The following is a 25,460-nucleotide window of genomic DNA, read 5'->3' on the forward strand; positions in this document are numbered from 1 at the left end:
TCGGTTACCTGCTGGTACTTAGACATCCAAAAAATTTCCTTAGCGTAGGGAATGATTGCAGGGAGCAAGTCGTTGTACAGACCGTGGGGCGCGGGACAGAGATGCCTGTGCGCCCCACATCCTTGCGGACGGGCCTCCCGTCCTCCCAGTAGTTCTCCAGCAGGAGGATCAGACGAAGGGAAGCCATATGCGCTTCGAGATCATGCGACTCGACGATGTCGACGGTACCGCCGTGGACAGCACCGTCGTGGACGCCGCCTCCGTCAACCGGATCGTGCAGCAGGCCGCGGCTATCGGCCAGCGCATCTACATCCGCCCGGCCGAGACCTCGGCTTCGTAACGCATTGCCGACGTAGAAAAGACGCCGACGTATAAAGACGCGAAGCGCCCCCGTACGGAAGATCCGTACGGGGGCGCTGTGGTGTCCGGGGGCCGGGTCAGGCGTTCTGGATGACCTGGGTGACGCCGTTGATGATCTGCTGGACGGCGATGGCGGACAGCATCATGCCGGCCAGCCTGGTGACCAGCACGACGCCGCCATCCTTGATGACCCGGATGATCAGCAGCGAGTAGCGCATGGTCAGCCACAGCACGACGTGCATGGTGATGATGGCCGTCCACACCGAGATCTGGCTGCCGACGGAGTCGGCGTGCTGCACCGCGAGGATCACCGAGACGATCGCCCCCGGTCCGGCGAGCAGCGGCATGCCGAGGGGGACGAGCGCCACGTTGACGTCCTTGGTCTGCGTCGGCTCGTCGGTCTTGCCCGTCAGCAGATCGAGCGCGATCAGCAGCAGGAGCAGCCCGCCCGCGATCATCAGCGCGGGGACGGAGACATGCAGGTAGTCCAGGATCTGCTGGCCGAGCAGCCCGAAGACGGCGATCACGCCGAAGGCGACGGCGACCGCCTGCAGCGCCATTCTGCGCTGCATCCTGGCGGGGCGGCCCGCGGTGAGGGCGAGGAAGATCGGGGTGATCCCGGGCGGATCCATAATCACGAAAAGGGTGAGGAAAAGGGATCCGAAGACAGCGACGTCGAACACAGTGAGCCTTGCGAGGAGAGAGCGGAAATGCGGCGGGGAGGAGCGCACGCCCTGCCTGCGACCGTGGCGCGGTGCACGACGGTCGCGGCGGCGGGCCGGTGCGCGAGCGGGAACGAACGGTGTCACGCCGCGCGCTGCGGCGGGGCATGGACGTGAAGGGTGGCGCGTGGGCCGTTACGGGGCGACGGGTCCGCCGGCTCCCGGCACCGGGAAGGCTCCCGTGGCACGGCGGGTGATCTCGCCGTAGATCTCCGGGTCGGTGGTGTTCTCGCCGAGCGCCACGGTCTTGCGGCTGCCGTGGTAGTCACTGGACCCGGTGGTGAGCAGGCCGAGCTCGCCGGCGAGTCCGCGCAGCCGGGCCCGGGTGGGCTCGTCGTGGTCCATGTGGTCGACCTCGATGCCGTCGAGGCCCGCGGCGGCGAGCTTCGCGATCGCCGACTCGGGGACCACTTCGCCACGTTTGACGGCGGCCGGGTGGGCGAAGACGGTGACGCCGCCGGCGGCCTTGACCAGCCGGATCGCGTCGAAGGGGTCGAGCTCGTGCTTCTCGGCGTACGCCCGACCGCCGTCGGCGAGCCACTCGGGCGTGAACGCGTCGGAGACGGTCGCGACGACACCGAGTTCGACCAGGGCGGTGGCGATGTGCGGCCGCCCGACCGAGCCGTCCCCGGCGATCCGTGCGACCTGCTCCCACTCGACCGGGACGCCGAGCTCCCGGAGCTTGCGCACCATGGTCCGCGCCCGCGGCACCCGGTCGTCGCGCACCAGCTCGCGCTCGCGCGTCAGCTCGGGCTCGTCGGGATCGAAGAGGTACGCCAGCATGTGCAGTCCCACGCCGTCGAGGCGGCAGGAGAGCTCGGCGCCGGTGACCAGCGTGAGGCCCTCCGGAAGCGCGGCCTTCGCCGCGGCGTGACCGCGGACGGTGTCGTGGTCGGTGAGGGCGACGACGTCCAGCCCGGCGGCGGACGCGTTGCGCACCAGCTCGGCGGGGGTGTCCGTACCGTCCGACGCGGTGGAGTGGGTGTGCAGGTCGATGCGCACGACGCGTACTCCAGTGCTCGCGGCCGGGTGGGGGACGCTCAAGGATAACCGGCGCACCGGCCCGTCCCGGCCGCTCAGGGGCCCGTCAGCAGCCGGGGCGTGAGGGCGCCGCAGGGCACCAGGTCGACCTCTCCCCCGGCGTCCCGGAGATCGGTCAGCACCAGCTCGTCGTACATCAGGAGACCCGACTGCTCGGGCCAGACGATCGCCCAGAGCCAGAGCCCGCGCGCCTCACCGGCGAAGACGGCCCGGTCTGCGGGGGCGTCCTTCACGTGCCAGAGCGGGGTCGGACGCCCGGCGGCGAGCACCTTGACGTCCGGTGGTCCGTCGACCCGCAGCAGCGGGCCCGGGTCCGGGCCGTCGATCCCGGCGTACCGCGCGCCCAGTCCGACGCCGAGCTCCTCGGCGACGAGCAGCAGCTCCCCGATCCCGCCGAGCGGCCCCGGTCCGGAGCAGGCGACGGCGGTGGCCCGCCCGCCGCTGCGGTCGTCCCCGGCGGCCGCGACGCCCGTGAACAGCCAGCCGACGGGCAGCGGCCAGGGCATCCACACCGGCACCTGGGCGCGGTGGACCACCACCCCGAGTGCCTCGACGCTGGGCGGGATGACCGGCTGCATCGGGTGCACACTGCCGTGCAGGTCGCACTGCCAGGTGTCGTCGAAGAAACCGGGCGCCTTGACCCGGCCTCCGCACTTCGGGCAACTGGGTTCGCCCCTCATACCGACCAACGGTCCTCCCCGGCCGTCGCCGCGTCAAGGACGATCACCCTTCCGCAGCGTGGCTCCGACCAGGAGATTTAGATGTAACTTGCATTTATTAGACGCTCTAACTTATTCTGTGCACAACACACCGATCTAGTGGAGAGCGAGAGTCCCATGCAGGGAGAGGATCCGTTCGAACAGGGGACGGCGAGCATCCTGCGCCAGCCGAAGGCCGTATGGGCCACAGCGGGCGCTTCCGTCGTCGCGTTCATGGGAATCGGTCTGGTGGACCCGATTCTCCCGTCCATCGCGAAGGGCCTCGAGGCGACGCCCAGCCAGGTGTCCCTGCTGTTCACCTCGTACTTCCTGATCACGGCCGTCGCCATGCTCGTCACCGGCTTCGTCTCCAGCCGCATCGGGGGACGCAAGACGCTGCTCGCCGGACTCGCGCTCGTCGTGGTCTTCGCCGCGCTCTCCGGCACCTCGTCGTCCGTCGCGGAACTCGTCGGCTTCCGCGCCGGCTGGGGTCTGGGCAACGCGCTCTTCGTCTCGACGGCACTCGCCGTGATCGTCGGCGCCGCGGCGGGCGGCAGCTCGGCGGCGATCCTGCTGTACGAGTCGGCGCTCGGCCTCGGCATGGCCTGCGGGCCGCTGCTCGGGGCGCTGCTCGGTGACGCCAGCTGGCGCTACCCGTTCTTCGGCACAGCCGCGCTGATGGCGATCGGCTTCGTCTGCATCACGGCGTTCCTCAAGGAGCAGCCCCGGCCGGCGCGCAAGACGTCCCTGCTCGACCCGCTGAAGGCGCTCGGCCACCGCGGCCTCGCCTCCGTCGCGACCTCGGCGTTCTTCTACAACTACGCGTTCTTCACGATCCTGGCGTTCACCCCGTTCGTGCTGAACATGAGCCCGTACAAGTCCGGCGCGGTCTTCTTCGCCTGGGGCCTGCTGCTGGCGGTCTTCTCGGTGCTCGTCGCGCCGCGGCTGCAGAAGCGCTTCGGCTCGCTCAAGGTGGTCGGCGGCTCGCTGGTGCTGCTCGCCGCGGACCTGGTGATCCTCGGGTACGGCAACCACACGACGGCGATCGTCTGCACCATCGTCTCCGGCGCCTTCATCGGCATGAACAACACCGTCTACACGGAGCTGGCGCTCGGCGTCTCGGACGCGCCGCGACCGGTGGCCAGCGCGGGCTACAACTTCGTCCGCTGGTTCGCGGCCGCCGCCGCGCCCTACCTGGCCCCGAAGATCGAGGAGTGGAGCAACATCCACATCCCGTTCGTGGTCGCCGCCGCCGCCGCGGTCGTCGGTGCGCTCGTGGTCTGGGTCCGGCGCTCGGCGCTGACGCACGAGGCCGAGGAACTGGAGCCGAAGCACGCCACCGAGGACGGCGTCACGGTCTTCGCCAACTGACGGCCCGGCCCGTACCGCCCCGCCCACGGCTCCGGGCCGCGTGGCGGGGCTTCTCGCATCGCGTCCGGCTCAGTCCAGGGCGACCGGGGCCCGCAGCGGGTCACGCAGATCCGTCCCCTGCGACAGCCACCGCTCCTGGAGCTCCTGCCCGCCCCGGACCCGCTTCCAGGCCGCCTCGTTGTGGGTCATCGGCAGCAACGGCAGGAACCGCACCGGCTCCATCGGGTCCTCCAGCTCCAGATCCTCCACCAGACCCCCCGGCTCGGCGACCAGCACGGAGCTGAACGGCGCCCCGGGCCACAGCGGTTCACCCACGTCCAGGGAGGCACCCGGCGCCACGACGACCCCCTCCACCTGCGGTGACGCCGCCAGTACGGCAAGCTTGCGCAGCACCTGGTCGGTGTCCGCGAGCCCGCCCCGTACCGAGAGGACCAACTCGGCACGAGGGCCCTTGACCGGGTCGGCGAGGGTGGCGGTCGGATCGCCCATCGGCTGGGCGGACATGCCGAGGGTGGCGTACCTCACCACGTCGCCGTCGATGAATCGGAGTACCTCGATCCGGTCCGTCCCGAGAAACGTCACTGCTGCGCGTGCGTCCGGTTCACCCAGGGCCGTCCGCAGACGTGCCTCGACCAGAGCAAGAATTTCTGACATGCCGCGAGCATAGGACGCGTATGGAGAGGGCAAAGTAAGGGATTGACCCTGTACCGGCTGCTAGCCTGGGGTGCCGGTCGGGACAGCACGCAGAAGCGTCGCTCTCAAGTCCCGACGAAACGTCATCCCCCACGGGGGACCGACCGGAGGAGGTGGGGCTGCGGTGGATCCAAGTCGACCGTGCAGTACCAACCGCTCTTCCGCTCGACACCTTTCTTCTGTGATCTGACGCCTTCTCGGTCAAGGCGCATGGCATTTCGCACGACGGAAGAGCACTCCTTTTTTGCCTGTCTGTAGCGAACGCCGTCGTCGTGCCTCCGCGGTGCCGCCCGCTTTGCGGACGTGAGCTCACGTCCCCATTCCGGGCTGTTCCACGCCTGCGCAGACGGCCCTCCGTGAAGGAGCCAGCCATGTCGATGATCCGTGACCTGCGCGCCGTGGTGCGCCCGTCCCTGCGCAAGGCCAACACCCTGCACAGCGGTTACGACACCACACGCGACCCCTCCGCCTCCAGCGCGGTCGTCGACTGCGCGGTCTACCGCGACGGCCGCCGCATCGCCGAGGAGGACGGCACCTGCCGTACGCCGCACGAGGCGATGCTGCGCGTCCGGGAGAAGGGCGGCTTCGCCTGGATCGGCCTCCACGAGCCGACCGAGGAGGAGTTCGCGGGCATCGCCCGGGAGTTCGGGCTGCACCCGCTCGCCGTGGAGGACGCCGTCCACGCCCACCAGCGCCCCAAGCTGGAGCGGTACGACGACACACTGTTCACCGTCTTCAAGACGATCCACTACATCGAGCACGCCGAGCTGACCGCGACCAGCGAGGTCGTCGAGACCGGCGAGGTCATGTGTTTCACCGGCCGGGACTTCGTCATCACCGTGCGGCACGGCGGTCACGGCTCGCTGCGCGCGCTGCGCCACCGGCTGCAGGACGACCCCGAACTGCTCGCCAAGGGCCCGTCCGCGGTGCTGCACTCCATCGCGGACCATGTCGTCGACGGGTACATCGCGGTGGCCGCCGCGGTACAGGACGACATCGACGAGGTGGAGATCGAGGTCTTCTCCACCCCGGACAAGGGCAGCCCGCGCGGTTCGGACGCGGGCCGGATCTACCAGCTCAAGCGCGAGGTGCTGGAGTTCAAGCGGGCCGTCTCGCCCCTGCTGCGCCCGATGCAGCTGCTCAGCGAGCGGCCTATGCGGCTGATCGACCCTGACATCCAGAAGTACTTCCGGGACGTCGCCGACCACCTGGTCCGGGTGCAGGAGGAGGTCATCGGCTTCGACGAACTTCTTAACTCGATCCTCCAGGCCAACCTCGCGCAGGCGACCGTCGCGCAGAACGAGGACATGCGCAAGATCACGTCGTGGGCGGCCATCATCGCCGTACCGACGATGATCTGCGGCGTCTACGGCATGAACTTCAAGCACATGCCGGAGCTCCGCTGGACGTACGGCTACCCGATGGTCCTGGGCTTCATCGGCGTGGTGTGTTTCTCCATCCACCGCATGCTCAAGCGCAACGGCTGGCTCTGAGACCGCTGGAGCGGGGCCCGTCTAAGCTCTGCTCCATGACTGCTGCTGACGCGCTGCTCGGACCCGCCCTCGTCGAGGAGGCCACCAAGAAGTCGGGGCTCATCTGGGTCCGTGGCACCGGTCCCGCGCGGGCGCTGTGGCACGTGTGGCACGAGGGTGCGGCGCACCTCGTCGGGGACGGCCCCGGCGAGCAGCCGCTCCCGGCCGGGCTCGCCGACGGCGCCACCGCGGAGGTGACCGTGCGCAGCAAGGACAAGGGCGGCCGTCTCGTCGCGTGGTCGGCCTCCGTCGCGCAGCTCGTACCGGGCTCCGAGGAGTGGGAGGCCGCGGTCGCCGAGCTCAAGGGCAAGCGGCTCAACGCCCCGGACTCCGAGCAGATGCCCGAGCGGTGGGCGCGCGAGTGCCGGATCATCAGGCTGACGCCGCTGGACTCCCGTACGGAACTGTCCGACGCCTCGGGCGCGGCCGCTCCACTGCCCACCACCGCGACCACCCGGCTGCCGGTGCCGGCCGGGCTGCCGCGGCTGCTGAAGCGATCGCTGCGCAGGTCGTAGCTACGTGGAGGACGACGACTTGGGCAGCTGCTGCCCGTAGTCGACCGTCTCGTCCTCAGCCGGGGCCGCCAGCGCGAAGTCCTTGCCCCAGTCGGCGAGCTCGATGACCCCGCCACCGCCGCCGCGGGCGAAGCTCAGCGGGTACGGGGCGCCCTCCAGGGACACGTCGAGGGCGCCGCCCTCGCCCTCGCCGCCCAGGATCCGGATGGTGCGCACACCGCCGACCTCGTCGCGGTCGCCCTTGCCGACCTCGCCGTGCAGGGTGAGCAGACCGTCGAGCAGCACCTTCTTGTCGGTGAAGCCGCGCAGCTGCTTGTACGTGGGGTCGCCCTCGGGGACCTTCACGTACTTGTCCTCGAGCTTGTCGGCGGCGGCGCCACCCGAGTCGCTCGTCCGCCCCGCGCCCGTCTTCTTCTCGTCGTCGTGGCTCCAGAAGCCGGCGTCGGCCTTGAGGTAGAGCTCGTCACCGATCCGCAGCAGCTCGAACGTGCTGTTCTTCGAGGTGACGGAACCCGCGCCGCCCTTGTTCTTGAGCTTCATGTCGATCTTGTAGGTGCCGCCCTTGCTGACCAGCGTGCCGGCCAGCCGGACCGCGTCGGCGGAGTCCGCCGCCGCCTGGGCCTTCTTCTCGATCTCCGGCCCGGTCAGTTTGCCGAGGCCGTTGGTCCCCTTGTCCGGATCCTCACCCGCACACCCGGTCAGTGCCGCGGTCAGCCCGGCACAGAGCACGAGGGCGAGGGTGGCGGTCCGGCGGCGGGCCCGGACGGGCGGGACGGAAGAGGTCACAGGCGCACTGCCTCTCATCTGCATGGCGGGGGGTGGCAGACGGCAGCGTACCCGTGCGGCCTACGTCTTCCGACAGAGAGCCGTACGGACGGTTCGCCGGGGCGTCCCGCAGGGGTACGGGCTAGCCTGATCACGTCATAAGGGTGCAATAACAGTCGGAACAGACCGGATGCGTAAGCCGGCGGTGAATGAGGAGGCGCACGGATGGCACCAGGCACGCCCCGTGTCTTCGTCTCCCACCTGTCCGGCGTGCCCGTCTTCGATCCCAACGGCGACCAGGTGGGCAGGGTCCGCGACCTGGTCGCGATGCTCCGGGTCGGCGGCCGGCCGCCCCGGCTGCTCGGCATCGTCGTCGAGGTGGTGAGCCGGCGCCGGATCTTCCTGCCGATGACCCGGGTCACGGGCATCGAGTCGGGACAGGTCATCACCACCGGCGTGGTCAACATGCGGCGCTTCGAACAGCGGCCCACCGAACGTCTGGTGCTCGGCGAGTTCCTCGACCGGCGGGTCAGTCTGGTGGAGACCGGCGAGGAGGTCACCGTCCTGGACGTCGCCATCCAGCAGCTGCCGGCCCGCCGCGACTGGGAGATCGACAAGTACTTCGTCCGCAAGGGCAGGGGCGGGGCGCTGCGCCGCAAGGGCGAGACCCTGACCGTCGAGTGGTCGGCGGTCAGCGGCTTCTCGCTGGAGGAGCACGGGCAGGGCGCGGAGTCGCTGGTCGCCACGTTCGAGAAACTGCGCCCCACCGACGTGGCCAACGCCCTGCACCACCTGACCCCGAAGCGCCGGGCGGAGGTCGCCGCCGCACTGGACGACGACCGGCTCGCCGACGTCCTGGAGGAGCTGCCCGAGGACGACCAGGTGGAGATCATCGGCAAGCTGAAGGAGGAGCGCGCCGCGGACGTCCTGGAGGCCATGGACCCCGACGACGCGGCCGACCTGCTCTCCGAACTGCCCGAGGCGGACAAGGAGCGGCTGCTGGCCCTGATGCGGCCGGACGACGCGGCCGACGTGCGGCGCCTGATGTCGTACGAGGAACGGACCGCGGGCGGTCTGATGACCACCGAGCCGATCATCCTGCGCCCCGACGCGACGGTGGCCGACGCGCTCGCCCGGGTCCGTCAGTCGGACCTCTCCCCGGCGCTCGCCGCGCAGGTGTACGTCTGCCGGTCGCCGGACGAGACGCCCACGGGCAAGTACCTGGGCACGGTGCACTTCCAGCGGCTGCTCCGCGACCCGCCGTTCACCCTGGTCAGCTCGCTCGTCGACAGTGACCTGGTGGCGCTGCCCCCGGACACCCCGCTGTCGGTGGTGACGAGCTATCTGGCGGCGTACAACATGGTCTCGGTGCCGGTGGTCGACGAGAGCGGCTCGCTGCTCGGCGCGGTGACGGTGGACGACGTCCTGGACCACCTGCTGCCCGACGACTGGCGGGAGACCGACTTCCACGGCCGCGAGGGGGTGCCCGGTGACCGGTGAGGACCGCTCCAGGGCGTCGAACGGCTCGACGGCACTGACCCGCACCCCGCGAGCCCGGCTCGATCTGCCGAAGGCGCCGCGCAGGCGGCTGCTGCCGGAGTACGACCCCGAGGCGTTCGGCCGGTTCTCGGAACGCATCGCGCGCTTCCTGGGCACCGGACGGTTCATCGTCTGGATGACGCTGATCATCATCCTGTGGGTGGTGTGGAACATCTTCGCGCCGGGGCCGCTGCGCTTCGACGAGTACCCGTTCATCTTCCTGACCCTGATGCTCTCCCTCCAGGCCTCCTACGCGGCCCCGCTGATCCTGCTCGCGCAGAACCGGCAGGACGACCGGGACCGGGTCACCCACGAGCAGGACCGCAAGCAGAACGAGCGCTCCATCGCCGACACCGAGTACCTGACCAGGGAGATCGCCGCGCTGCGGATGGGCCTCGGAGAGGTCGCCACCCGCGACTGGATCCGCTCCGAACTGGAGGACCTGGTGAAGGACCTGGACGAGCGACGGGCGCTGCGGCCCGCCGAGAGTGACGAAGACCGCTGACGGGGCTACCCACGCGTAGCGGCGGGCGCCGTAACATCGTCGGTATGGCTACGGAAGACGCGGTGCTTGAGGCACTGGCGACAGTGAACGACCCGGAGATCCACCGCCCGATCACCGAACTCGGCATGGTGAAATCGGTCGAGATCGATCCTGACGGTGTGGTCGCTGTCACGGTGTACCTCACCGTCTCCGGCTGTCCGATGCGCGAGACGATCACCAAGAACGTGACCGACGCGGTGGCCCTCGTCGAGGGGGTGTCGCGGGTCGAGGTCACACTCGACGTCATGAGCGACGAGCAGCGCAAGGAGCTCGCGACGTCGCTGCGCGGCGGCACGGCGGAGCGCGAGGTGCCGTTCGCCAAGCCCGGCTCGCTGACCCGGGTGTACGCGGTCGCCTCCGGCAAGGGCGGGGTCGGCAAGTCCTCGGTGACGGTGAACCTCGCGGCGGCGATGGCCGCCGACGGCCTCAAGGTCGGGGTCGTGGACGCGGACATCTACGGGCACAGCGTGCCCCGGATGCTCGGCGCGGACGGCAAGCCGACCCAGGTCGAGAACATGATCATGCCGCCGTCGGCGCACGGCGTGAAGGTGATCTCCATCGGCATGTTCACCCCGGGCAACGCCCCGGTGGTCTGGCGCGGCCCGATGCTGCACCGCGCGCTCCAGCAGTTCCTCGCCGACGTGTACTGGGGCGACCTGGACGTCCTGCTGCTCGACCTGCCGCCGGGCACGGGTGACATCGCGATCTCCGTGGCCCAACTGGTGCCGAACGCGGAGATCCTGGTCGTCACGACCCCGCAGCAGGCCGCGGCCGAGGTGGCCGAGCGGGCCGGTTCGATCGCCGTGCAGACCCACCAGAAGATCGTCGGCGTCGTCGAGAACATGTCGGGCATGCCGTGCCCGCACTGCGACGAGATGGTCGACGTGTTCGGTTCGGGCGGTGGCGCCCGGGTGGCCGAGGGGCTGACGAAGACGGTCGGCGCCGAGGTGCCGGTGCTCGGCTCCATCCCGATCGACGTACGGCTGCGCGAGGGCGGCGACGAGGGCAAGCCCGTCGTCCTGTCCGACCCCGACTCCCCGGCCGGCAAGGCCCTGCGCTCCATCGCGGACAAGCTGGGCGGCCGTCAGCGCGGCCTGTCCGGCATGTCGCTCGGCATCACCCCGCGCAACAAGTTCTGACCGCGGACACGACGCGCGAAAGGTGCCGGAACCCTCGGTCCCGGCACCTTTCGCGTGGTTCGTGAACCGCCTTCGGCTACGCGTACGAGGCGATGTCCTCGACGACCGAGAACCCCAGCCCGTACGCGCTCATCCCCCGCCCGTACGCGCCGATGTGCACGCCCTGCGCCGACCCGGCCAGCACCCAGCCGAATTCGGACTCGCGGTAGTGGAAGGGAACCGGCACCCCGTCGACCGGCAGCGACAGCGCCGACCAGGCGGGGCCGTCCAGGTCGTCGGCGAGCTCGAACGCGGTCTCCGTCTGCTGGTCCAGCCAGTCGTCGCGCAGGGTGTGGTCCATCTGCGGGGGCCAGGTGTAGGCGAGGAGGCCGGAGCCGGCCAGCCAGGCCGCGGAGGAGACCGTCGTCGCGTCCAGGACCCCGGTGCCGTCCCCGGTGCGCCGCACCGGGCTGCTGGCCACGGTCACGACCACCGCGAAGCGCTGCTTGTCCCCGCCGGCGTCGCCCCGTACCGAGGGCTCGTCCCCGTGACCGGTGGAGCCGTGCTGCACCGCACCGTCCGCCGCGGTGCCCACCTGCATCAGCCAGCGGCGTCCCGTGAAGGCCTCGTCCAGTCCGTACCAGGGGAAGGGCGCCCGCAGATAGCCGTCGACCGTGAGCCGGGCCGCCGGCACCCCTTCTGCCGTGGATGTGTCCGGCGCACCCTCCGCGCCCACCCGACTCGTTGTCGTCATCTGCCCGGCCGCCTCCTCGATCGTCAAGGTCCGGAGCGGCCTGCCCTGCGGGCGTACTCACAACCGGACAGATGGAGAATAGCCATACCGTCCGGGCGAGCCGGGATTGACCGGTGTCAGGTGGCGTCTGCGTCGAACGGCGGGTGGTCGGTCTTCGTGGGCTGCTCACGCTTCTTGAGCAGGTCGGGAGCGCCCGGCGAGCCGTTGGCCGCGGTGACCGCGGAAGCGCCCGACACGCCGCTCTTCGCCTCGACGGCGGCCGCCCGCCCGTTCACCGCGTCGCTGACCTCGGCGACCTCCTTGCGGAGGTCGAAGCTCTCGCGGATCTCCTTCAGCCCCAGGTCGTCGTTGCCGTCCATGAGCTGCTTGCGGACGAACGTCTTGGGGTTGAGGTCCTCGAACTCGAAGTCCTTGAACTCCGGGCCGAGCTCCGTACGGATGTCTTCCTTGGCGCTCTCCGAGAACTCCCGGATCTTGCGGATGAAGCGCGAGGCGTCCTGGATGACCTTGGGAAGCTTGTCCGGTCCGAAGACGAGCACGCCGATGATGGCGAGCGTCACCAGCTCGAGTGCGCCTATGTCATTGAACACCTTGCGGCTCCTCGTGTTCTCCGCGACCGGGTCGGACGGGGTCTCGACCCGGCCCACGGTACCCGGCCGAACTGTCCGGGCGGTAGCTCCCCATGGCCGTCACGTGCCCGTTGCCGAACCGAGTGTCAAAGTCATGGACAGGTCTTTACCACTCCGGGTCAGCTTGAGCTCCAGCCGGTCGCCCGGACGGTGCGAACGGATCTTCACTATCAGCTCCTCGCCGCTGTGCACCCGCCCGCCGTCCACTTCGGTGATGACGTCGCCCGGCCGGATGCCCGCCTTCGCCCCAGGGCCTCCCTCGGTGACGGAGGACTTACCGTCGGCGCCCTTGGGCCCGACCTTGGCACCGTCTCCCGTGTACTTCATGTCGAGGCTCACACCGATCACGGGGTGGGTGGCCTTCCCGGTGTTGATGAGTTCCTCGGCGACGCGCTTGCCCTGGTTGATCGGGATGGCGAAGCCGAGACCGATGGACCCGGCCTGGCCGCCCTCCGTCGTCGAACCGCTGTCGGCGGCGCGGATGGCGCTGTTGATCCCGATCACGTGCGCGTCGGTGTCGACCAGCGGGCCGCCGGAGTTGCCCGGGTTGATCGGGGCGTCGGTCTGGAGCGCGTCCACGTAACTGATGTCACTGCCGTCGCCCTTCTCGCCGCCCGCGGTGATCGGCCGGTCCTTGGCGCTGATGATGCCGGACGTGACGGTGTTGGACAGGTCGAAGGGTGCGCCGATGGCCACCACCGGGTCCCCGACCTGCACGTTGTCGGAGTTGCCCAGGGGCAGGGGCTTCAGGCCGGAGACACCGCTGACCTTGACCACGGCGAGGTCGTAGCCGCTGTCCTTGCCGATGATCTCGGCGCTCGCCGTCTCGCCGCCGCTGAACGTCACGGTGATATCGCCGGACGAACCGGCGGGGGCGACCACGTGGTTGTTGGTCAGGATGTGGCCCCGGTCGTCCAGGACGAAGCCGGTGCCGGTGCCCGATTCGGTCGTACCGCTGACGTGCAGGGTCACCACGCTGGGCAGGGCGCTCGCCGCTATGCCGGCGACGCTGTCGGGGGCGCGTCCGCCGCCGTTCCTCTCGTCCTGGGGCAGTTCGACCGACGTGAGCCCGCCGTTGCGCTCGATGTAGGCGCCGATGCCGCCACCGATGCCGCCCGCCACCAGGGCGAGGAGCAGCGCGCCGATGAGGACCGGGCCGCGCCGCTTCTTCCGGCGGCCGTCGGGGCCGAGCGGGGGCCCGGGCTGGGTGGTGATGAGCGGCTGGCGGGGAGCGCCCCACGGGTCGTACTGGAGCCACTGGGGCGACGGGGCGTGCGGCTGGGGCTGGGCGTGGGGTGCCTGGGGCCCGTGCTGGGGCGGCGCCGTCATCGGGGGCGGGGCCTGGAAGGCGGGCGCGGGTGCGGGCGCGGCGGCCATCTGCGCACCGTTCGTCCCCGCGTACGGCGGGGGCACGGGGGTGCCGTGGGCGGGCGTCGGTCGCTGCACGGGAGGTGCGGGCGCCCAGGGGCCGGGGCCGCCGTAGGGCGGGGTGCTGTACTGATCGGGCTCGTGCAGCGGCTGCGCGGCCTGCGGTGCGGGGGCCTCCGGTGGCCGCGTCCGGTGCGACCGGATCTCGTGTGCCGGGGACTCGGGTGACGGGGCCTCGGGTGACGGGGTTTCGGCCGTCGCGGGATCGGGTGCGGCGGGCTCGGGTGCGGCGAGCTCGTACCCGGCGTCCTGAGGTGGATCGGTCACGGCCGGTGCATCGGCCGGGGGCATCGCGTCCTCGACGGGCGACGGCTCCTGAGGCGCTGTGCGCGTGCTGCGCCCCGGCGTGGGCCGGCTCCACCACTTCGCCTTCGGCTCGGTGGTCTTCCCGTCGTCCATGCTCTCCCCGCAACTGCCGCAACCGGCTTCTGCACGCCCCGACAGGGGCGCCCCTCCGGAAATCCTGCCGGAATTCAACCAGGTTTACGGATGCCCTGCGCAGCCCCGTACGGAGACCTTCATCAGCGGCGGGGCAGGAGCGGCAGGCCGTGGTCGGCGGGGGCCGGTGCTCCGGCGGCCGTGGTGGGGGTCCGGGACGGCTCCGCGGAGGACTCCGGGCTGGTGGGGGCGAGCCCGCTCCCGAGAGCCCGGGCGAACAGCGGATTGCCGGCGTCGGGGCGTATCAGCGACGGCGCGGACACCGTCGCCCGGACGGGAAGGGCGAACGGGTTCTCGTTGAGACCGCCGCCGCCGAGCAGGGAGGGTGCTGAGGAGAACGCCAGCGGGGCGGCGTTCACCGCGAGCGAGAACGGGCGGTCGGTGCCCTGCGCGGCGAGCGTGCCCTGGCTGCCGCCTCCGCGACGGCTGGTGGTGCCGCTCTCCGCGCGGGCGTAGGCGTCGAGCGGGGACACGGCGCTGCCCGGGCCCTCGGCGCGCGCGGGCGTATCGGTGCCGGAGTCCGTCGGCAGGGCGCCGCCGAGGGCGATGGCCGCCAGTGAGACGGCGCTGGCTGCGGCGAAGGCGAACCGGCGCCCACGCCACGGGGAGCGCTCGCCCTCACGGCCGACCTCGTGGATCCGGAAGACGGAACCGGCGGGGGCGGCCGGCATCACGGCGGTCGATCCGTGCAGCGTCGGGAGATAGCCGAAGGTGGCCGGCGGGGAGCCGTCCGCGGGCGATTCCGCGCGGCTGCCGGAGGGGTGAACCACGGGAAAGACGCCGTCGCCGAAGCGCCCCGGGTCACCCAGGGATCTTCCCCGACTGTCGTCGTCACCCCCGGGTCCGCCGGGAAGGCCCTGGAGCCGGGCAAGGAACCCCTCGGAGGGCGAGGGCGGGGCCGACTGTGCGAAGACACTCTTCAGGCGCCGCTGGGCGGCAGCCTCGGCCTTGCACTTGGTGCAGGTCGCGAGGTGGGCGAGCACCCGGTCACGGGCATCGTGCTTCAGCTCGCCGTCCACCAGCGCGGCGAGCCGGTCCCCCAGGTGCTGTTCCGCGGAGGTCGGACCTGTGCCGCTCACGCCGTTCCGCCCTCCCCCGATGCGAAGGCACCCGCCAGGGAGCGCTGCTCGGCACGGGCCTCGGGCGAGCGGTGCTGCAGCGCCTTGCGCAGGTGCGAGCGCCCGCGGTGGATACGGCTGCGCACGGTGCCGAGCTTCACGCCGAGTGTCGCGGCGATCTCCTCGTACGAGAGTCCCTCGATGTCGCACAGCACGACCGCGGCGCGGAATTCGGGCGCGAGGGTGTCCAGCGCCTGCTGGACGTCCGCGTCGAAGTGGGTGTCGTTGAAGACCTGCTGCGGCGACGGCTCACGGCTCGGGAGCCGCTCGGCGGCGTCGTCCCCGAGGGAGTCGAAGCGGATGCGCTGCTTGCGGCGGACCATGTCCAGGAACAGATTGGTCGTGATGCGGTGCAGCCAGCCCTCGAAGGTGCCGGGTGTGTACGTCGAGAGCGAACGGAACACCCGGACGAAGACCTCCTGGGTGAGGTCCTCGGCGTCGTGCTGGTTACCCGTCAGTCGGTAGGCAAGGCGGTAGACACGACCGCTGTGCGTGCTGACGATCTCTTCCCATGAGGGCGGCGTCCACGCCTGGGATTCCGCATCCGAGGCGAAGGTCGCGGTCGTTGCGGAGTCGTTGGAAGAACGGTCAGCAATGTTGGTCACGGATTTCGGCTCACCCGCCGACCTGAGGAAGCGCCACAGCACTCCTCCCCGATCCACAGGCGCAGCCGCACCTCCCCTGTCGGCTCTGGTGGTGTCCAGTGGAGCCCCTACCATAGCCACCTCGCCCGTTAGCTCCGGATAAGCCTTTTTCCTGCTGGGGCCGGGGGTCTCCCCCGGGAACGTCCGCCCGCCGGTCCGGGGCCCGGTCGCGGGCCCGATCCAGGTGCTTTCCCCTGTCCTTCTCTAACGCCCGGTCCCATCTGCGGGTTCCCGGGCACAGCGGATACAGTCACCGTTGCGCCAACTACGGGGACAGGAGAGGGTCATCACCGCCAACCGGCAGACGAGCTGGGCGTTCGCCGACGCCTTTGTCGCCGAGGACGAAGCACTGCGCTGGGCCCGGGACCGGGCACGGGACGCGGGACTTCGCTCGGTGTCACCAGGCACCGGCGCAGCGCTGCGCCTGCTCGCCGCCACCACGGACGCGAAAGCGGTGGCCGAGATCGGCACCGGGACGGGCGTGTCCGGCCTCTATCTGCTGCACGGCATGCGCCCCGACGGGGTGCTGACCACGGTCGATCCGGAGCCCGAGCGCCAGCAGTTCGCCCGTGAGGCCTTCCGTGCGGCGGGCTTCGCCGCCAATCGGGCCCGCTTCATCCCCGGCCGCGCCCTGGACGTACTCCCCCGCCTGGCCGACGGCGGCTACGACCTCGTGTTCTGCGACGGTGACCGGCTGGAGAGCCTGGACTGTCTCGCTGAATCGTTGCGCCTGCTACGACCCGGCGGCCTGGTCTGCTTCGAGGGCGTCTTCGCGGACGGCCGCACGGTCGACTCCGCCGCCCAGCCGGCTGAGGTGCTGCGTCTGCGCGAGCTGCTGCGCGCGGTCCGCGAGAGCCAGGAACTGATGGCGACGCTGCTGCCGGTGGGCGACGGACTCCTCTGCGCGGTACGACGCGGCTGAGCCTGCGCGGTGGTGCGGGCTGAGCCCGCGCGGTGCCGCCGGGCCGGGTCCGCGCGGGCCGGCGGGGCTGAGGCCGCCCGCGCGGCACCCCGGAACGCACCACTGCCCCGGCACGGAAACCGTGCCGGGGCAGTGGTGAAGTGTGGGCGTCTCTGCTCAGCCGACGACCTTCTTGAGGGCATCGCCGAGGGCATCGGCCTCGTCCGGAGTCAGCTCCACGACAAGCCGACCGCCGCCTTCGAGCGGAACGCGCATGACGATGCCCCGCCCCTCCTTTGTCACCTCGAGCGGGCCGTCGCCCGTTCGCGGCTTCATGGCCGCCATGCTCGTTCCCCTTCCTGAAACCAGCTCATCGCAACCGGCGGCCCCATGACAGGCGCTGCCTCACCGGCATCGAACACATTGCTTCCAGGTCATTATCCCGCATCACAGACCCCGATGACCAACATCGCTCTGCATCGCTTGCGCAACGCGCTCTCTCAAAACCACCCAATTCGGCGATCCGACTGCGATACTCCGTCCCCTTCCACCCCTCATCGGGGCGGAATTGTTAGACGCAGGTCACATGTTCGCCCTCGCCGAAGTCGGCCATGCTTGCCTGGACAGGCATGTTGAACGAGGCGCAAAGGGGACCGCACATGGCCGATCACGACGACTCCGTGCTCTACGAAGTGAGCGACGGGCTCGCGACGATCACGATCAACCGTCCCGACGCGATGAACGCGATGGACACCGCGGCCAAGGTGGCGCTGCGCGACGCCCTGCGGTCGGCCGGCGCCGACACCGCCGTGCGGGCGGTTCTGCTCACCGCCGCCGGCGGGCGCGCCTTCTGCGTCGGTCAGGACCTCAAGGAGCACCTCGGCAAGCTGTCCGAGGTCCGCTCCGCGGGCGCCGGCAACGCGCTCAGCACCGTGCAGGAGCACTACAACCCCATCGTGCGGGCGCTCACCGAAATGCCGAAGCCGGTCGTCGCCGGGGTCAACGGCGCCGCGGCCGGTGCGGGCTTCGGTTTCGCGCTCGCCTGCGACTACCGGGTCGCCGCCGACACCGCCTCGTTCAACACCTCGTTCGCCGGGGTCGCTCTCACGGCGGACTCGGGGGTCTCCTGGACGCTGCCCCGGCTGATCGGCCACAGCCGGGCCGCCGACCTGCTGCTCTTCCCGCGCTCCATCTCCGCCCAGGACGCCCACGACCTGGGCATCGTGAACAGGCTGGTGCCCGCCGCCGATCTGGCCGCCGAGGCCACCGCGGTGGCCCGCGCCCTGGCGGACGGCCCGACGGTGGCGTACGCCGCGCTCAAGGAGTCCCTCGCGTACGGCGCCGGTCACACCCTGAGCGAGGCGCTGGAGAAGGAGGACGAACTCCAGACGAGGGCGGGCGCGTCGCAGGACCACGCGATCGCGGTGCAGGCGTTCCTCGACAAGGACAAGTCGCCCAAGTACGTCGGTCGGTAGTCCGGCTCCTGGCTACGCGGCGGCGCCGCCGCGGGCCACGCAGTCGGCGAGGTGGTCGTCGACCAGGCCGCACGCCTGCATCAGGGCGTAGGCCGTGGTCGGACCGATGAACCGCAGCCCGCGCTTCTTGAGGTCCTTCGACAGTGCCGTGGACTCCGCGGTGACGGCCGCCACGTCCCCGAGGGCGCGCGGGGCGGGACGGATCGACGGATCGGGGGCGTACGACCAGATCAGTTCGTCCAGCTCGCCGTCCTGCCAGCCGGCCAGCACCCGGGCGTTGGCGAGGGTGGCGTCGATCTTCGCCCGGTTGCGGATGATGCCCGCGTCGGCGAGCAGCCGCTCCCGGTCCGCGTCGGTGAACGCGGCCACCTTCGGGATGCTGAACCCGGCGAACGCGTCGCGGAAGCCTTCGCGGCGGCGCAGGATCGTCAGCCAGGACAGCCCGGACTGGAACGCCTCCAGGCACAGCCGCTCGAAGAGGGCGTCGTCGCCGTGGACCGGGCGGCCCCATTCGGTGTCGTGGTAGATGAGGTAGTCCTCGGTGGACAGGCCCCACGGGCAGCGCAGTCCGCCGTCCGCCGCCGCTACGGCGTCGCCGCTCATCGTCCGGTCTCCTCTTCGGGGTGCGGGTGGCCCTCGCCCTGCGGGTCCGGTGCCTCCCAGGGTGCGTGCGGGCGGTCCTCGGGCTGCTTGAGAAGGTCGGGGCGGCCGGCTCGCGTGGCCTGGGCACCGGCGAGCGCCGACTCCAGCTCGGCGATCCGCGCGTCCCGCTCCGCGAGCTCGGCCCCGAGACGGCCCAGCGCGTCGTCCACATCGGCCATCCGGTAGCCGCGCGCGGCGACGGGCAGCCGGAGCGCCTCGACGTCCGCCCGGCCGACCGGGCGCGTCACGGGCAGCGGATCCGTCAGCTGCTCGGGCGCCACGTCCTGCAGGATGGCACTCTTCCCTCCGCCGACCACCGCGAGGGTGACCGCGGCCACCACCACCACCATCGCCAGCAGCAAGAACCAGAACACGCGTATCTCCCCGGGAGCGGAATTCGTCCGGGTCCGATCGTGCCATGAGGGACTGACAGTTAGGGTCGCAGTCGGTCCCGGTGGGAGATCCGCCGGGGGATTCACAGGGAGAGACGCGGGATGCGAAGCGGTGCGCTCAGGCTGGGGCGGCGCGAATTCGGTGCGCACGAGCCGGTGATCATGGCGATCGTGAACCGCACACCGGACTCCTTCTACGACCAGGGCGCCACCTTCCACGACGAGCCGGCCCTCTCCCGGGTCGAACAGGCGGTGGCCGACGGCGCCGCGATCATCGACATCGGCGGAGTGAAGGCGGGCCCGGGCGAGGAGGTCACCGCCGAGGAGGAGGCCCGCCGCACCGTCGGGTTCGTCGCCGAGGTGCGCCGCCGCCACCCGGACGTGGTGATCAGTGTCGACACCTGGCGCCACGACGTCGGGCAGGCCGTCTGCGAGGCCGGTGCCGATCTGCTGAACGACGCGTGGGGCGGGGTCGACCCGAAGCTGGCGGAGGTCGCCGCGCGGTACGGGGCCGGTCTCGTCTGCACCCACGCGGGCGGCGCCGAGCCGCGGACGCGGCCGCACCGGGCCGGGTACGAGGACGTGATGGCCGACATCCTGCGGGTGACGGTGGGGCTGGCCGAGCGGGCCGTGGAACTGGGGGTCCGGCCGGACGGCATCATGATCGACCCCGGTCATGACTTCGGGAAGAGCACCCGGCACTCGCTGGAGGCGACGCGCCGGCTCGGCGAGATGGCGGAGACGGGGTGGCCGGTGCTGGTCTCGCTCTCCAACAAGGACTTCGTCGGCGAGACGCTCGACCGGCCGGTCAAGGAGCGGCTGCTCGGCACGCTGGCGACGACCGCGGTGTCCGCGTGGCTGGGGGCGCGGGTGTACCGGGTGCACGAGGTGGCGGAGACCCGGGATGTGCTGGACATGGTGGCGTCCATCGCGGGGCGGCGCGCGCCCGCGGTGGCGCGGCGGGGGCTGGCGTAGCCCCCGCGGGCGCGGGGAGGGGGCCGGGGGCGGTAACCGGGGGCTCCGCCCCCGGACCCCGCTCCTCATACGCCGGAGGGGCTGGAGGGGCCGGGAGTCAGCGGCCGACCTCCTTCGTCACCAGGTTCACCGCCTCGTCCACGTCGTCCGTGACGTGGAACAGCAGCAGGTCCTTCGACGACGCCTTGCCCTGGGCCACCACCGTGTCGCGCAGCCAGTCCACCAGGCCGCCCCAGTACTCCGTACCGAACAGCACGATCGGGAAGCGGGTGACCTTGCCCGTCTGGACCAGGGTGAGCGCCTCGAAGAGCTCGTCCAGGGTGCCGAGGCCCCCGGGGAGCACGACGAAGCCCTGTGCGTACTTCACGAACATCGTCTTGCGGACGAAGAAGTAGCGGAAGTTGACGCCGATGTCGACGTGCGGGTTGAGGCCCGACTCGAAGGGCAGCTCGATGCCGAGGCCCACCGAGACGCCCTTCGCCTCCCGCGCCCCCTTGTTCGCCGCCTCCATCGCTCCGGGACCGCCCCCGGTGATCACCGCGAAGCCCGCCTCGACGAGCGCCCGGCCGATGCGAACACCCCCCTCGTACTCCGGCGAACCGGCCGGTGTGCGGGCGGATCCGAAGACGCTGATCGCGCTCGGCAGTTCGGCGAGTGCGCCGAAGCCCTCGACGAACTCCGACTGGATGCGCATGACCCGCCACGGGTCGGTGTGCACCCACTCGGAGTCGCCCTCGGAGTCCAGCAGTCGCTGATCCGTCGTACCGGGCTGCACCTGGTCCCTGCGGCGCAGCACCGGGCCGAGTCGCTGTTCCTCGGGCCTGACCGCTCCCTCGGGGACCTCCGCGCCCTCAGGAATCCTTGCGTCCTCCGCGTTGCCCATGCCTGCTCCCTACGCCGACGTCAGAGCCGCCCTGCGGCGCCCTGTCTCACGCCAGCGTAGATCGCCGGAGGTTACGGGCAGGGGAATACAGGGTTCAGGTCGTGAGCCAGGAGCGGAGCCGGTCCTCGCAGTGGGTGATCCGTTCGACCTTCACGTGCTCGTTGCGCTTGTGGGCGAGGATCGGGTCGCCGGGGCCGTAGTTCACCGCGGGGACGCCGAGGCCGCCGAAGCGCGCCACGTCCGTCCAGCCGAACTTGGGCTTGGCGGTGCCGCCCACCGCCTCCATGAAGGCCTTGGCCGCGGGGTGGGAGAGGCCGGGCATGGCCGCGCCGGAGTGGTCGTCGACGACGAATTCGGCGACCTGGCAGCCGGCGAAGACCTCGTGGACGTGGGCGATGGCCTGCTCGGGGCTCAGGTCGGGGGCGTAGCGGTAGTTGACGACGACGGTGCAGGCGTCGGGGATGACGTTGTTGGCGACGCCGCCCTCGATCCGTACGGCGTTGAGCCCCTCGTGGTATTCCAGGCCGTCGATCACCGGCTTGCGCGGCTCGTAGGCGGCGAGCCTCTCGAGGACCGGGGCGGCGGCGTGGATGGCGTTGGACCCCATCCAGCTGCGCGCGGAGTGCGCCCGCTCGCCCTCCATGCGCAGGAAGACGCGCAGCGTGCCCTGGCAGCCGCCCTCGACCTCTCCGTTGGAGCCCTCCAGGAGGACGGCGAAGTCGGCCGTCAGCCAGTCGGGGTGGGCGTCGGCGATGTGGCCGAGGCCGTTGAGGTCGGCGGCGACCTCCTCGTTGTCGTAGAAGACGAAGGTGAGGTCCCGGTTGGGCTCGGGCACGGTCGCGGCGATCCTCAGCTGGACGGCGACGCCGGACTTCATGTCGGAGCTCCCGCAGCCCCACAGCAGGCCGTCCGCGTCGAGCCGTGAGGGCACGTTGCCGGCGATCGGCACGGTGTCGATGTGACCGGCCAGTACGACGCGCTCGCCGCGGCCCAGGTTGGTCCTGGCCACGACGTTGTTGCCGTGCCGGTCGACGGTCAGGTGCGGAAGGGTCCGCAGCGCCGACTCGATGGCGTCGGCGAGGTCCTTCTCCTCCCCGCTGACCGAGGGGAAGTCGACGAGCCACGCGGTGAGCGCGGGCCCGTCCAGCGTGAGGTCAAGCGTGCTTTCGGCCATGGCTACGACCCTAGTGCCTGCCCGGAGCCCCCCGCCTGCGCCCCAACGCCCGGCGCGAACGACGGGGGACCCCGGGCAGGCACACGTGCCTCGCGTACGGTGGGCCCCGTGCCCCGGACCGTTGCCCCTGCCCGCCGACACACCGCCCGTAGCCGCCGTCTGCGTCTCACGGCGGCCTTCGCCGTGCTCGTGGCGGTGGCCGGGTATCTGACCGTGCAGTACGTGACGGGCAGCAAGGGCTCCGACCAGTGCACCGTGGAGTCGGCGGACGGTTCGGCGGGCGAGGGACGTACCTACCGGCTGAGCTCGGAGCAGGCGGCGAACGCCGCGACGATCTCCGCGGTCGGCACCACGCGCGGCATGCCGGAGCGCGCGGTGACGATCGCCCTGGCGACGGCGCTGCAGGAGTCCGGGCTGCGCAACATCGGGCACGGCGACCGGGACTCGCTGGGTCTCTTCCAGCAGCGCCCCTCGCAGGGCTGGGGCACCGAGAAGCAGATCCAGGACCCGGTCTACTCGGCCGGCAAGTTCTACCAGCACCTGGCCGAGGTGCCCGGCTACTCGCGGCTGCCGCTCACCGAGGCCGCGCAGCGGGTCCAGCGCAGCGGCTTCCCGCAGGCCTACGCGAAGCACGAGCCGGATGCCGCGCTGCTGGCCGCCGCGCTGACCGGCCGGACGCCGGCGGCCCTGAACTGCGATCCGCCGCGGAGCACGGCCGGGACGGGCGGGACGGCGAAGGTCCGGGCCGCGCTGGTGCGCTCCTTCGGCAAGGACGTACTGCCGTCCGGCGAGGCGACGGACGGGACGGACAAGACCCCGGCCGCCGGTGCGACCGCGGGCGCGCTCTCCGTGCCGGTGCCGGCGACCAGCAGGGCCGCCGAGGGCGGTGCTCCGCAGCGCGGCTGGGAACTCGCGCACTGGGCGGTCGCCCAGTCCGAGGCCCTCGGTATCGACGAGGTCGCGTACGCCGGCGAGAAGTGGGACCGGGGGGCGGGCTGGCGGACGGAGCGCAAGGAATCGGGCACCTCCGCGGTCCGCATACGCCTCGCGCAGTAGTACGACCCATCACCCGTACAGGGGGTCGGACCGCCCCCGCCCAGGCGCTGCGAGGACGTCCCGCGAGCCTTCTCCCGTACACGCCCGTTCCCTTGCGATGAAAGGGAAGTGACGGTTCAGCAGGGGGCCGCGCCGTGCAGGGTCCGGCCGGGTTACTCCCTTGCTGATTATGTGACGCGTTACCCGATCTTTACCTCGGCACACCGCAACCTCTCCCTCCCCCAGGACGGTTGTCATGGCGTCCGACCCACGGACACCAGGATTTCCCACCCCGTCGAAGGAGCATCATGTCCCTCCCCCTGACCCGTCGGATCGCCCGCACCGCGCTGCTGATCGCGGCGGGTGCGGCCCCCGTGGTCGGTGCGGCCGGTGCCGCAGGTGCCGCGGAGCTCCCGCAGGCCCCGGAGCTCGGCGGCCTCACCACCGTCGAGGGCGCCGGCCTCGGCCAGGCGGTCGACGCGGCCGAGCCGGCCACCGACACCGCGGGCAAGGCCGGCGGCAAGGTCGTCGGGACGACCCTGCCGGTGGCGGCCAAGACCCTCGGCGAGACGGGCGCCAAGGCCGCGCCCGCGGCGAAGGGCGTCAGCAAGACCGCCAAGGGCGGCGCGAGTGACACCCTCGGCGGCGCGACCGGCGCCGTGACCAAGGGCGGCCTGCCCACCGACAGCCTCGGTGGCCTGCCCACCCAGGGCCTGCCGATCGGCTGATACGCACCACCCCCGTACACAGGAACGCGCGAGGGCCGCGGGGGGGGGGCCGCCCCCCGCCCCCCCCCCGCCCGGGGTTCGGGGGGGGTGGGTGTCTGCCGATCGGCCGGCCCGGGGGGGGCCGGCCCCCCGGGCGGGCGGTGGGCGGCCTCCCCCCCCCCCCCCCCGCCCCGGGCGGGGGGGGGGGCCGGGGGGGGGGCCCCCCCCCGCGGCCCTCGCGCGTTCCTGTGTACGGGATCAGCCCAGTCGCTTGACCGCGGCCGCCACGCGTTCGTCGGTCGCGGTGAACGCCACCCGCACGAAGTGGTCGCCCGCCGGCCCGTAGAAGTCCCCGGGCGCCACCAGGATGCCGAGTTCCGCCAGGTACGCCACGGTGTCCCAGCAGGGCTCGTCGCGGGTCGCCCACAGGTAGAGGCTCGCCTCGCTGTGCTCGATGCGGAAGCCGTGGGCCTCCAGGGCCGTGCGCAGGGCCGCGCGCCGGTCCGCGTACCGGGTGCGCTGCTCGGCCACGTGGCGGTCGTCGCCGAGCGCCGCGACGGTCGCCGCCTGGACCGGAGCGGGCGTCATCATCCCGCCGTGCTTGCGGATCAGCAGCAGCTCGCTCAGCACGGCCGCGTCACCCGCGATGAAGGCGGCGCGGTAGCCGGCCAGGTTGGAGCGCTTGGAGAGCGAGTGGACGGCGACGATGCCCTCGTACGTACCACCGCAGACGTCCGGGTGGAGCACGGAGACGGGTTCGGCCTCCCAGCCCAGCTCCAGGTAGCACTCGTCGCTGAAGACCAGCACGTCGTGCTCGCGCGCCCAGGCGACGATCCGCGTCAGCTCGTCCTTGGCGAGGACCCGGCCGGTCGGGTTGGACGGCGAGTTGAGCCAGAGCAGCTTCAGTCCGGCCGGGTCGAGGTCGGTCGGGTCGTCGTAGGCGACCGGCTCGGCGCCGCAGAGCCGGGCGCCGACCTCGTACGTCGGGTAGGCGAGCCGCGGGTAGGCGACCCTGTCACCGGCGCCGAGGCCGAGCTGGGTCGGCAGCCAGGCCACCAGTTCCTTGGAGCCGACGACGGGCAGCACGTTCTCGTGCGTCACCGAGACCGCGCCCAGGCGGCGCTCCACCCAGCCGGTGAGGGCGTCACGCAGTGCGGCCGTCCCCCACACCGTCGGATAACCGGGGCTGTCCGCGGCGGCGACGAGCGCCTGCTGGATCAGCTCGGGCACCGGGTCGACGGGCGTGCCGACGGACAGGTCCACGATGCCGTCCGGGTGGCTCTGGGCCGTCGACTTGTAGGGCGTGAGCCTGTCCCAGGGAAAGGCCGGGAGGCGGGAGGAGACTGCGGACACGGATCTCTGCTTTC

28 protein-coding genes are annotated in these 25,460 nt (G+C 71.5%); 12 read left to right on the plus strand and 16 right to left on the minus strand.

Annotation, left to right across the window (positions count from 1 at the left end; translation table 11 throughout):
* Positions 1–187 precede the first annotated feature (187 nt).
* Positions 188–340 carry a hypothetical protein gene (locus ACFYPA_RS10385; RefSeq protein WP_177328023.1) on the plus strand — a complete coding sequence of 51 codons (153 nt, stop codon included), beginning with the start codon at positions 188–190 and terminating at the stop codon, positions 338–340.
* 97 nt (positions 341–437) lie between these two features.
* Here ACFYPA_RS10385 and ACFYPA_RS10390 read toward each other — a convergent pair whose 3' ends face one another.
* The 3 genes from ACFYPA_RS10390 to ACFYPA_RS10400 all read right to left on the minus strand — a co-directional run bounded on the left by ACFYPA_RS10390 (position 438) and on the right by ACFYPA_RS10400 (position 2,803).
* Positions 438–1,043, minus strand: a complete 606-nt coding sequence (locus tag ACFYPA_RS10390; protein WP_359076852.1) for a MarC family protein — start codon at positions 1,041–1,043, stop codon at positions 438–440.
* A gap of 174 nt (positions 1,044–1,217) precedes the next feature.
* Entirely contained in the window at positions 1,218–2,084 is an 867-nt protein-coding gene (locus ACFYPA_RS10395) for a PHP domain-containing protein (protein WP_359076850.1), read from the minus strand.
* Positions 2,085–2,158: 74 nt separating this feature from the next.
* On the minus strand, positions 2,159–2,803 hold the full coding sequence (locus ACFYPA_RS10400; RefSeq protein WP_359076848.1) for a DUF6758 family protein: 645 nt from the start codon (positions 2,801–2,803) through the stop codon (positions 2,159–2,161).
* A gap of 156 nt (positions 2,804–2,959) precedes the next feature.
* On the opposite strand from ACFYPA_RS10400, the gene ACFYPA_RS10405 reads away from it, so the two are divergent.
* Entirely contained in the window at positions 2,960–4,192 is a 1,233-nt protein-coding gene (locus ACFYPA_RS10405) for an MFS transporter (protein ID WP_359076846.1), read from the plus strand.
* 69 nt (positions 4,193–4,261) lie between these two features.
* On the opposite strand, the gene ACFYPA_RS10410 is transcribed toward ACFYPA_RS10405, so the two are convergent.
* Complete coding sequence (locus tag ACFYPA_RS10410; RefSeq protein WP_359076844.1) at positions 4,262–4,846, minus strand: suppressor of fused domain protein; 585 nt, start codon at positions 4,844–4,846, stop codon at positions 4,262–4,264.
* A 410-nt stretch (positions 4,847–5,256) separates the two neighbouring features.
* Here ACFYPA_RS10410 and ACFYPA_RS10415 point away from each other — a divergent pair, with 410 nt between their 5' ends.
* Both ACFYPA_RS10415 and ACFYPA_RS10420 read left to right on the plus strand, forming a co-directional pair.
* Positions 5,257–6,378 carry a magnesium and cobalt transport protein CorA gene (locus ACFYPA_RS10415; protein ID WP_359076842.1) on the plus strand — a complete coding sequence of 374 codons (1,122 nt, stop codon included), beginning with the start codon at positions 5,257–5,259 and terminating at the stop codon, positions 6,376–6,378.
* Between the two features lie 35 nt (positions 6,379–6,413).
* Positions 6,414–6,932 (plus strand): hypothetical protein, encoded by a 519-nt coding sequence (locus ACFYPA_RS10420; RefSeq protein WP_359314453.1) that lies wholly within the window; start codon positions 6,414–6,416, stop codon positions 6,930–6,932.
* Here ACFYPA_RS10420 and ACFYPA_RS10425 read toward each other — a convergent pair whose 3' ends face one another.
* Complete coding sequence (locus ACFYPA_RS10425) at positions 6,933–7,718, minus strand: hypothetical protein (protein WP_359076839.1); 786 nt, start codon at positions 7,716–7,718, stop codon at positions 6,933–6,935. It lies immediately after the preceding gene.
* Between the two features lie 204 nt (positions 7,719–7,922).
* On the opposite strand from ACFYPA_RS10425, the gene ACFYPA_RS10430 reads away from it, so the two are divergent.
* The 3 genes from ACFYPA_RS10430 to ACFYPA_RS10440 are packed head-to-tail and all read left to right on the plus strand — an operon-like array spanning position 7,923 to position 10,919.
* Positions 7,923–9,197: a magnesium transporter MgtE N-terminal domain-containing protein gene (locus ACFYPA_RS10430; RefSeq protein WP_359076837.1), complete on the plus strand. Its 1,275-nt coding sequence runs from the start codon at positions 7,923–7,925 to the stop codon at positions 9,195–9,197.
* Positions 9,187–9,741: a DUF1003 domain-containing protein gene (locus ACFYPA_RS10435; protein WP_359076835.1), complete on the plus strand. Its 555-nt coding sequence runs from the start codon at positions 9,187–9,189 to the stop codon at positions 9,739–9,741. Before ACFYPA_RS10430 ends, ACFYPA_RS10435 begins: the two co-directional genes overlap by 11 nt.
* Positions 9,742–9,785: 44 nt before the next feature.
* On the plus strand, positions 9,786–10,919 hold the full coding sequence (locus ACFYPA_RS10440; protein WP_359076833.1) for an Mrp/NBP35 family ATP-binding protein: 1,134 nt from the start codon (positions 9,786–9,788) through the stop codon (positions 10,917–10,919).
* Between the two features lie 76 nt (positions 10,920–10,995).
* Here the strand turns inward: ACFYPA_RS10440 and ACFYPA_RS10445 are convergent, their stop codons facing one another.
* The 5 genes from ACFYPA_RS10445 to sigE form a co-directional block, all read right to left on the minus strand.
* Positions 10,996–11,652 (minus strand): hypothetical protein, encoded by a 657-nt coding sequence (locus tag ACFYPA_RS10445; RefSeq protein WP_359076831.1) that lies wholly within the window; start codon positions 11,650–11,652, stop codon positions 10,996–10,998.
* A 116-nt stretch (positions 11,653–11,768) separates the two neighbouring features.
* Positions 11,769–12,242: a sec-independent translocase gene (locus ACFYPA_RS10450; protein WP_359076829.1), complete on the minus strand. Its 474-nt coding sequence runs from the start codon at positions 12,240–12,242 to the stop codon at positions 11,769–11,771.
* 99 nt (positions 12,243–12,341) lie between these two features.
* Positions 12,342–14,108, minus strand: coding sequence for a trypsin-like peptidase domain-containing protein (locus tag ACFYPA_RS10455; RefSeq protein WP_359314455.1), 1,767 nt, complete (start codon positions 14,106–14,108; stop codon positions 12,342–12,344).
* Positions 14,109–14,230: 122 nt separating this feature from the next.
* Complete coding sequence (locus ACFYPA_RS10460) at positions 14,231–15,226, minus strand: zf-HC2 domain-containing protein (protein ID WP_359314457.1); 996 nt, start codon at positions 15,224–15,226, stop codon at positions 14,231–14,233.
* Positions 15,223–15,984, minus strand: a complete 762-nt coding sequence (sigE, locus tag ACFYPA_RS10465; RefSeq protein WP_389131009.1) for an RNA polymerase sigma factor SigE — start codon at positions 15,982–15,984, stop codon at positions 15,223–15,225. The genes ACFYPA_RS10460 and sigE overlap by 4 nt, the downstream gene beginning before the upstream one ends.
* Positions 15,985–16,165: 181 nt before the next feature.
* Between sigE and ACFYPA_RS10470 the strand changes: the two genes are divergently transcribed.
* A complete protein-coding gene (locus tag ACFYPA_RS10470; RefSeq protein ID WP_219574098.1) occupies positions 16,166–16,831 on the plus strand; it encodes an O-methyltransferase in 666 nt (221 codons plus the stop codon).
* Positions 16,832–16,987: 156 nt separating this feature from the next.
* Here the strand turns inward: ACFYPA_RS10470 and ACFYPA_RS10475 are convergent, their stop codons facing one another.
* Positions 16,988–17,155, minus strand: a complete 168-nt coding sequence (locus tag ACFYPA_RS10475; protein ID WP_003966491.1) for a DUF3117 domain-containing protein — start codon at positions 17,153–17,155, stop codon at positions 16,988–16,990.
* Between the two features lie 314 nt (positions 17,156–17,469).
* On the opposite strand from ACFYPA_RS10475, the gene ACFYPA_RS10480 reads away from it, so the two are divergent.
* A complete protein-coding gene (locus tag ACFYPA_RS10480; RefSeq protein WP_389131011.1) occupies positions 17,470–18,285 on the plus strand; it encodes an enoyl-CoA hydratase/isomerase family protein in 816 nt (271 codons plus the stop codon).
* A gap of 12 nt (positions 18,286–18,297) precedes the next feature.
* Here ACFYPA_RS10480 and ACFYPA_RS10485 read toward each other — a convergent pair whose 3' ends face one another.
* Both ACFYPA_RS10485 and ACFYPA_RS10490 read right to left on the minus strand, forming a co-directional pair.
* A complete protein-coding gene (locus ACFYPA_RS10485) occupies positions 18,298–18,888 on the minus strand; it encodes a DNA-3-methyladenine glycosylase I (RefSeq protein ID WP_359076819.1) in 591 nt (196 codons plus the stop codon).
* Positions 18,885–19,301, minus strand: coding sequence for a hypothetical protein (locus tag ACFYPA_RS10490; protein WP_359076817.1), 417 nt, complete (start codon positions 19,299–19,301; stop codon positions 18,885–18,887). The genes ACFYPA_RS10485 and ACFYPA_RS10490 overlap by 4 nt, the downstream gene beginning before the upstream one ends.
* Before the next feature lie 120 nt (positions 19,302–19,421).
* Between ACFYPA_RS10490 and folP the strand changes: the two genes are divergently transcribed.
* On the plus strand, positions 19,422–20,294 hold the full coding sequence (folP, locus tag ACFYPA_RS10495) for a dihydropteroate synthase (protein ID WP_359076815.1): 873 nt from the start codon (positions 19,422–19,424) through the stop codon (positions 20,292–20,294).
* A 97-nt stretch (positions 20,295–20,391) separates the two neighbouring features.
* Here folP and ACFYPA_RS10500 read toward each other — a convergent pair whose 3' ends face one another.
* Positions 20,392–21,177, minus strand: coding sequence for a TIGR00730 family Rossman fold protein (locus tag ACFYPA_RS10500; RefSeq protein WP_389131015.1), 786 nt, complete (start codon positions 21,175–21,177; stop codon positions 20,392–20,394).
* 94 nt (positions 21,178–21,271) lie between these two features.
* Positions 21,272–22,351, minus strand: a complete 1,080-nt coding sequence (dapE, locus tag ACFYPA_RS10505; RefSeq protein WP_389131017.1) for a succinyl-diaminopimelate desuccinylase — start codon at positions 22,349–22,351, stop codon at positions 21,272–21,274.
* A 108-nt stretch (positions 22,352–22,459) separates the two neighbouring features.
* Between dapE and ACFYPA_RS10510 the strand changes: the two genes are divergently transcribed.
* Positions 22,460–23,407, plus strand: coding sequence for a hypothetical protein (locus ACFYPA_RS10510; protein ID WP_389131020.1), 948 nt, complete (start codon positions 22,460–22,462; stop codon positions 23,405–23,407).
* A 287-nt stretch (positions 23,408–23,694) separates the two neighbouring features.
* Positions 23,695–24,114 (plus strand): ATP-binding protein, encoded by a 420-nt coding sequence (locus ACFYPA_RS10515; RefSeq protein WP_359087179.1) that lies wholly within the window; start codon positions 23,695–23,697, stop codon positions 24,112–24,114.
* A 237-nt stretch (positions 24,115–24,351) separates the two neighbouring features.
* Here the strand turns inward: ACFYPA_RS10515 and dapC are convergent, their stop codons facing one another.
* Positions 24,352–25,446, minus strand: coding sequence for a succinyldiaminopimelate transaminase (gene dapC / locus ACFYPA_RS10520; protein WP_389131023.1), 1,095 nt, complete (start codon positions 25,444–25,446; stop codon positions 24,352–24,354).
* Between the last annotated feature and the right edge of the window lie 14 nt (positions 25,447–25,460).

This window comes from Streptomyces sp. NPDC005775 (genome assembly GCF_042871565.1).
GTDB lineage: Bacteria > Actinomycetota > Actinomycetes > Streptomycetales > Streptomycetaceae > Streptomyces.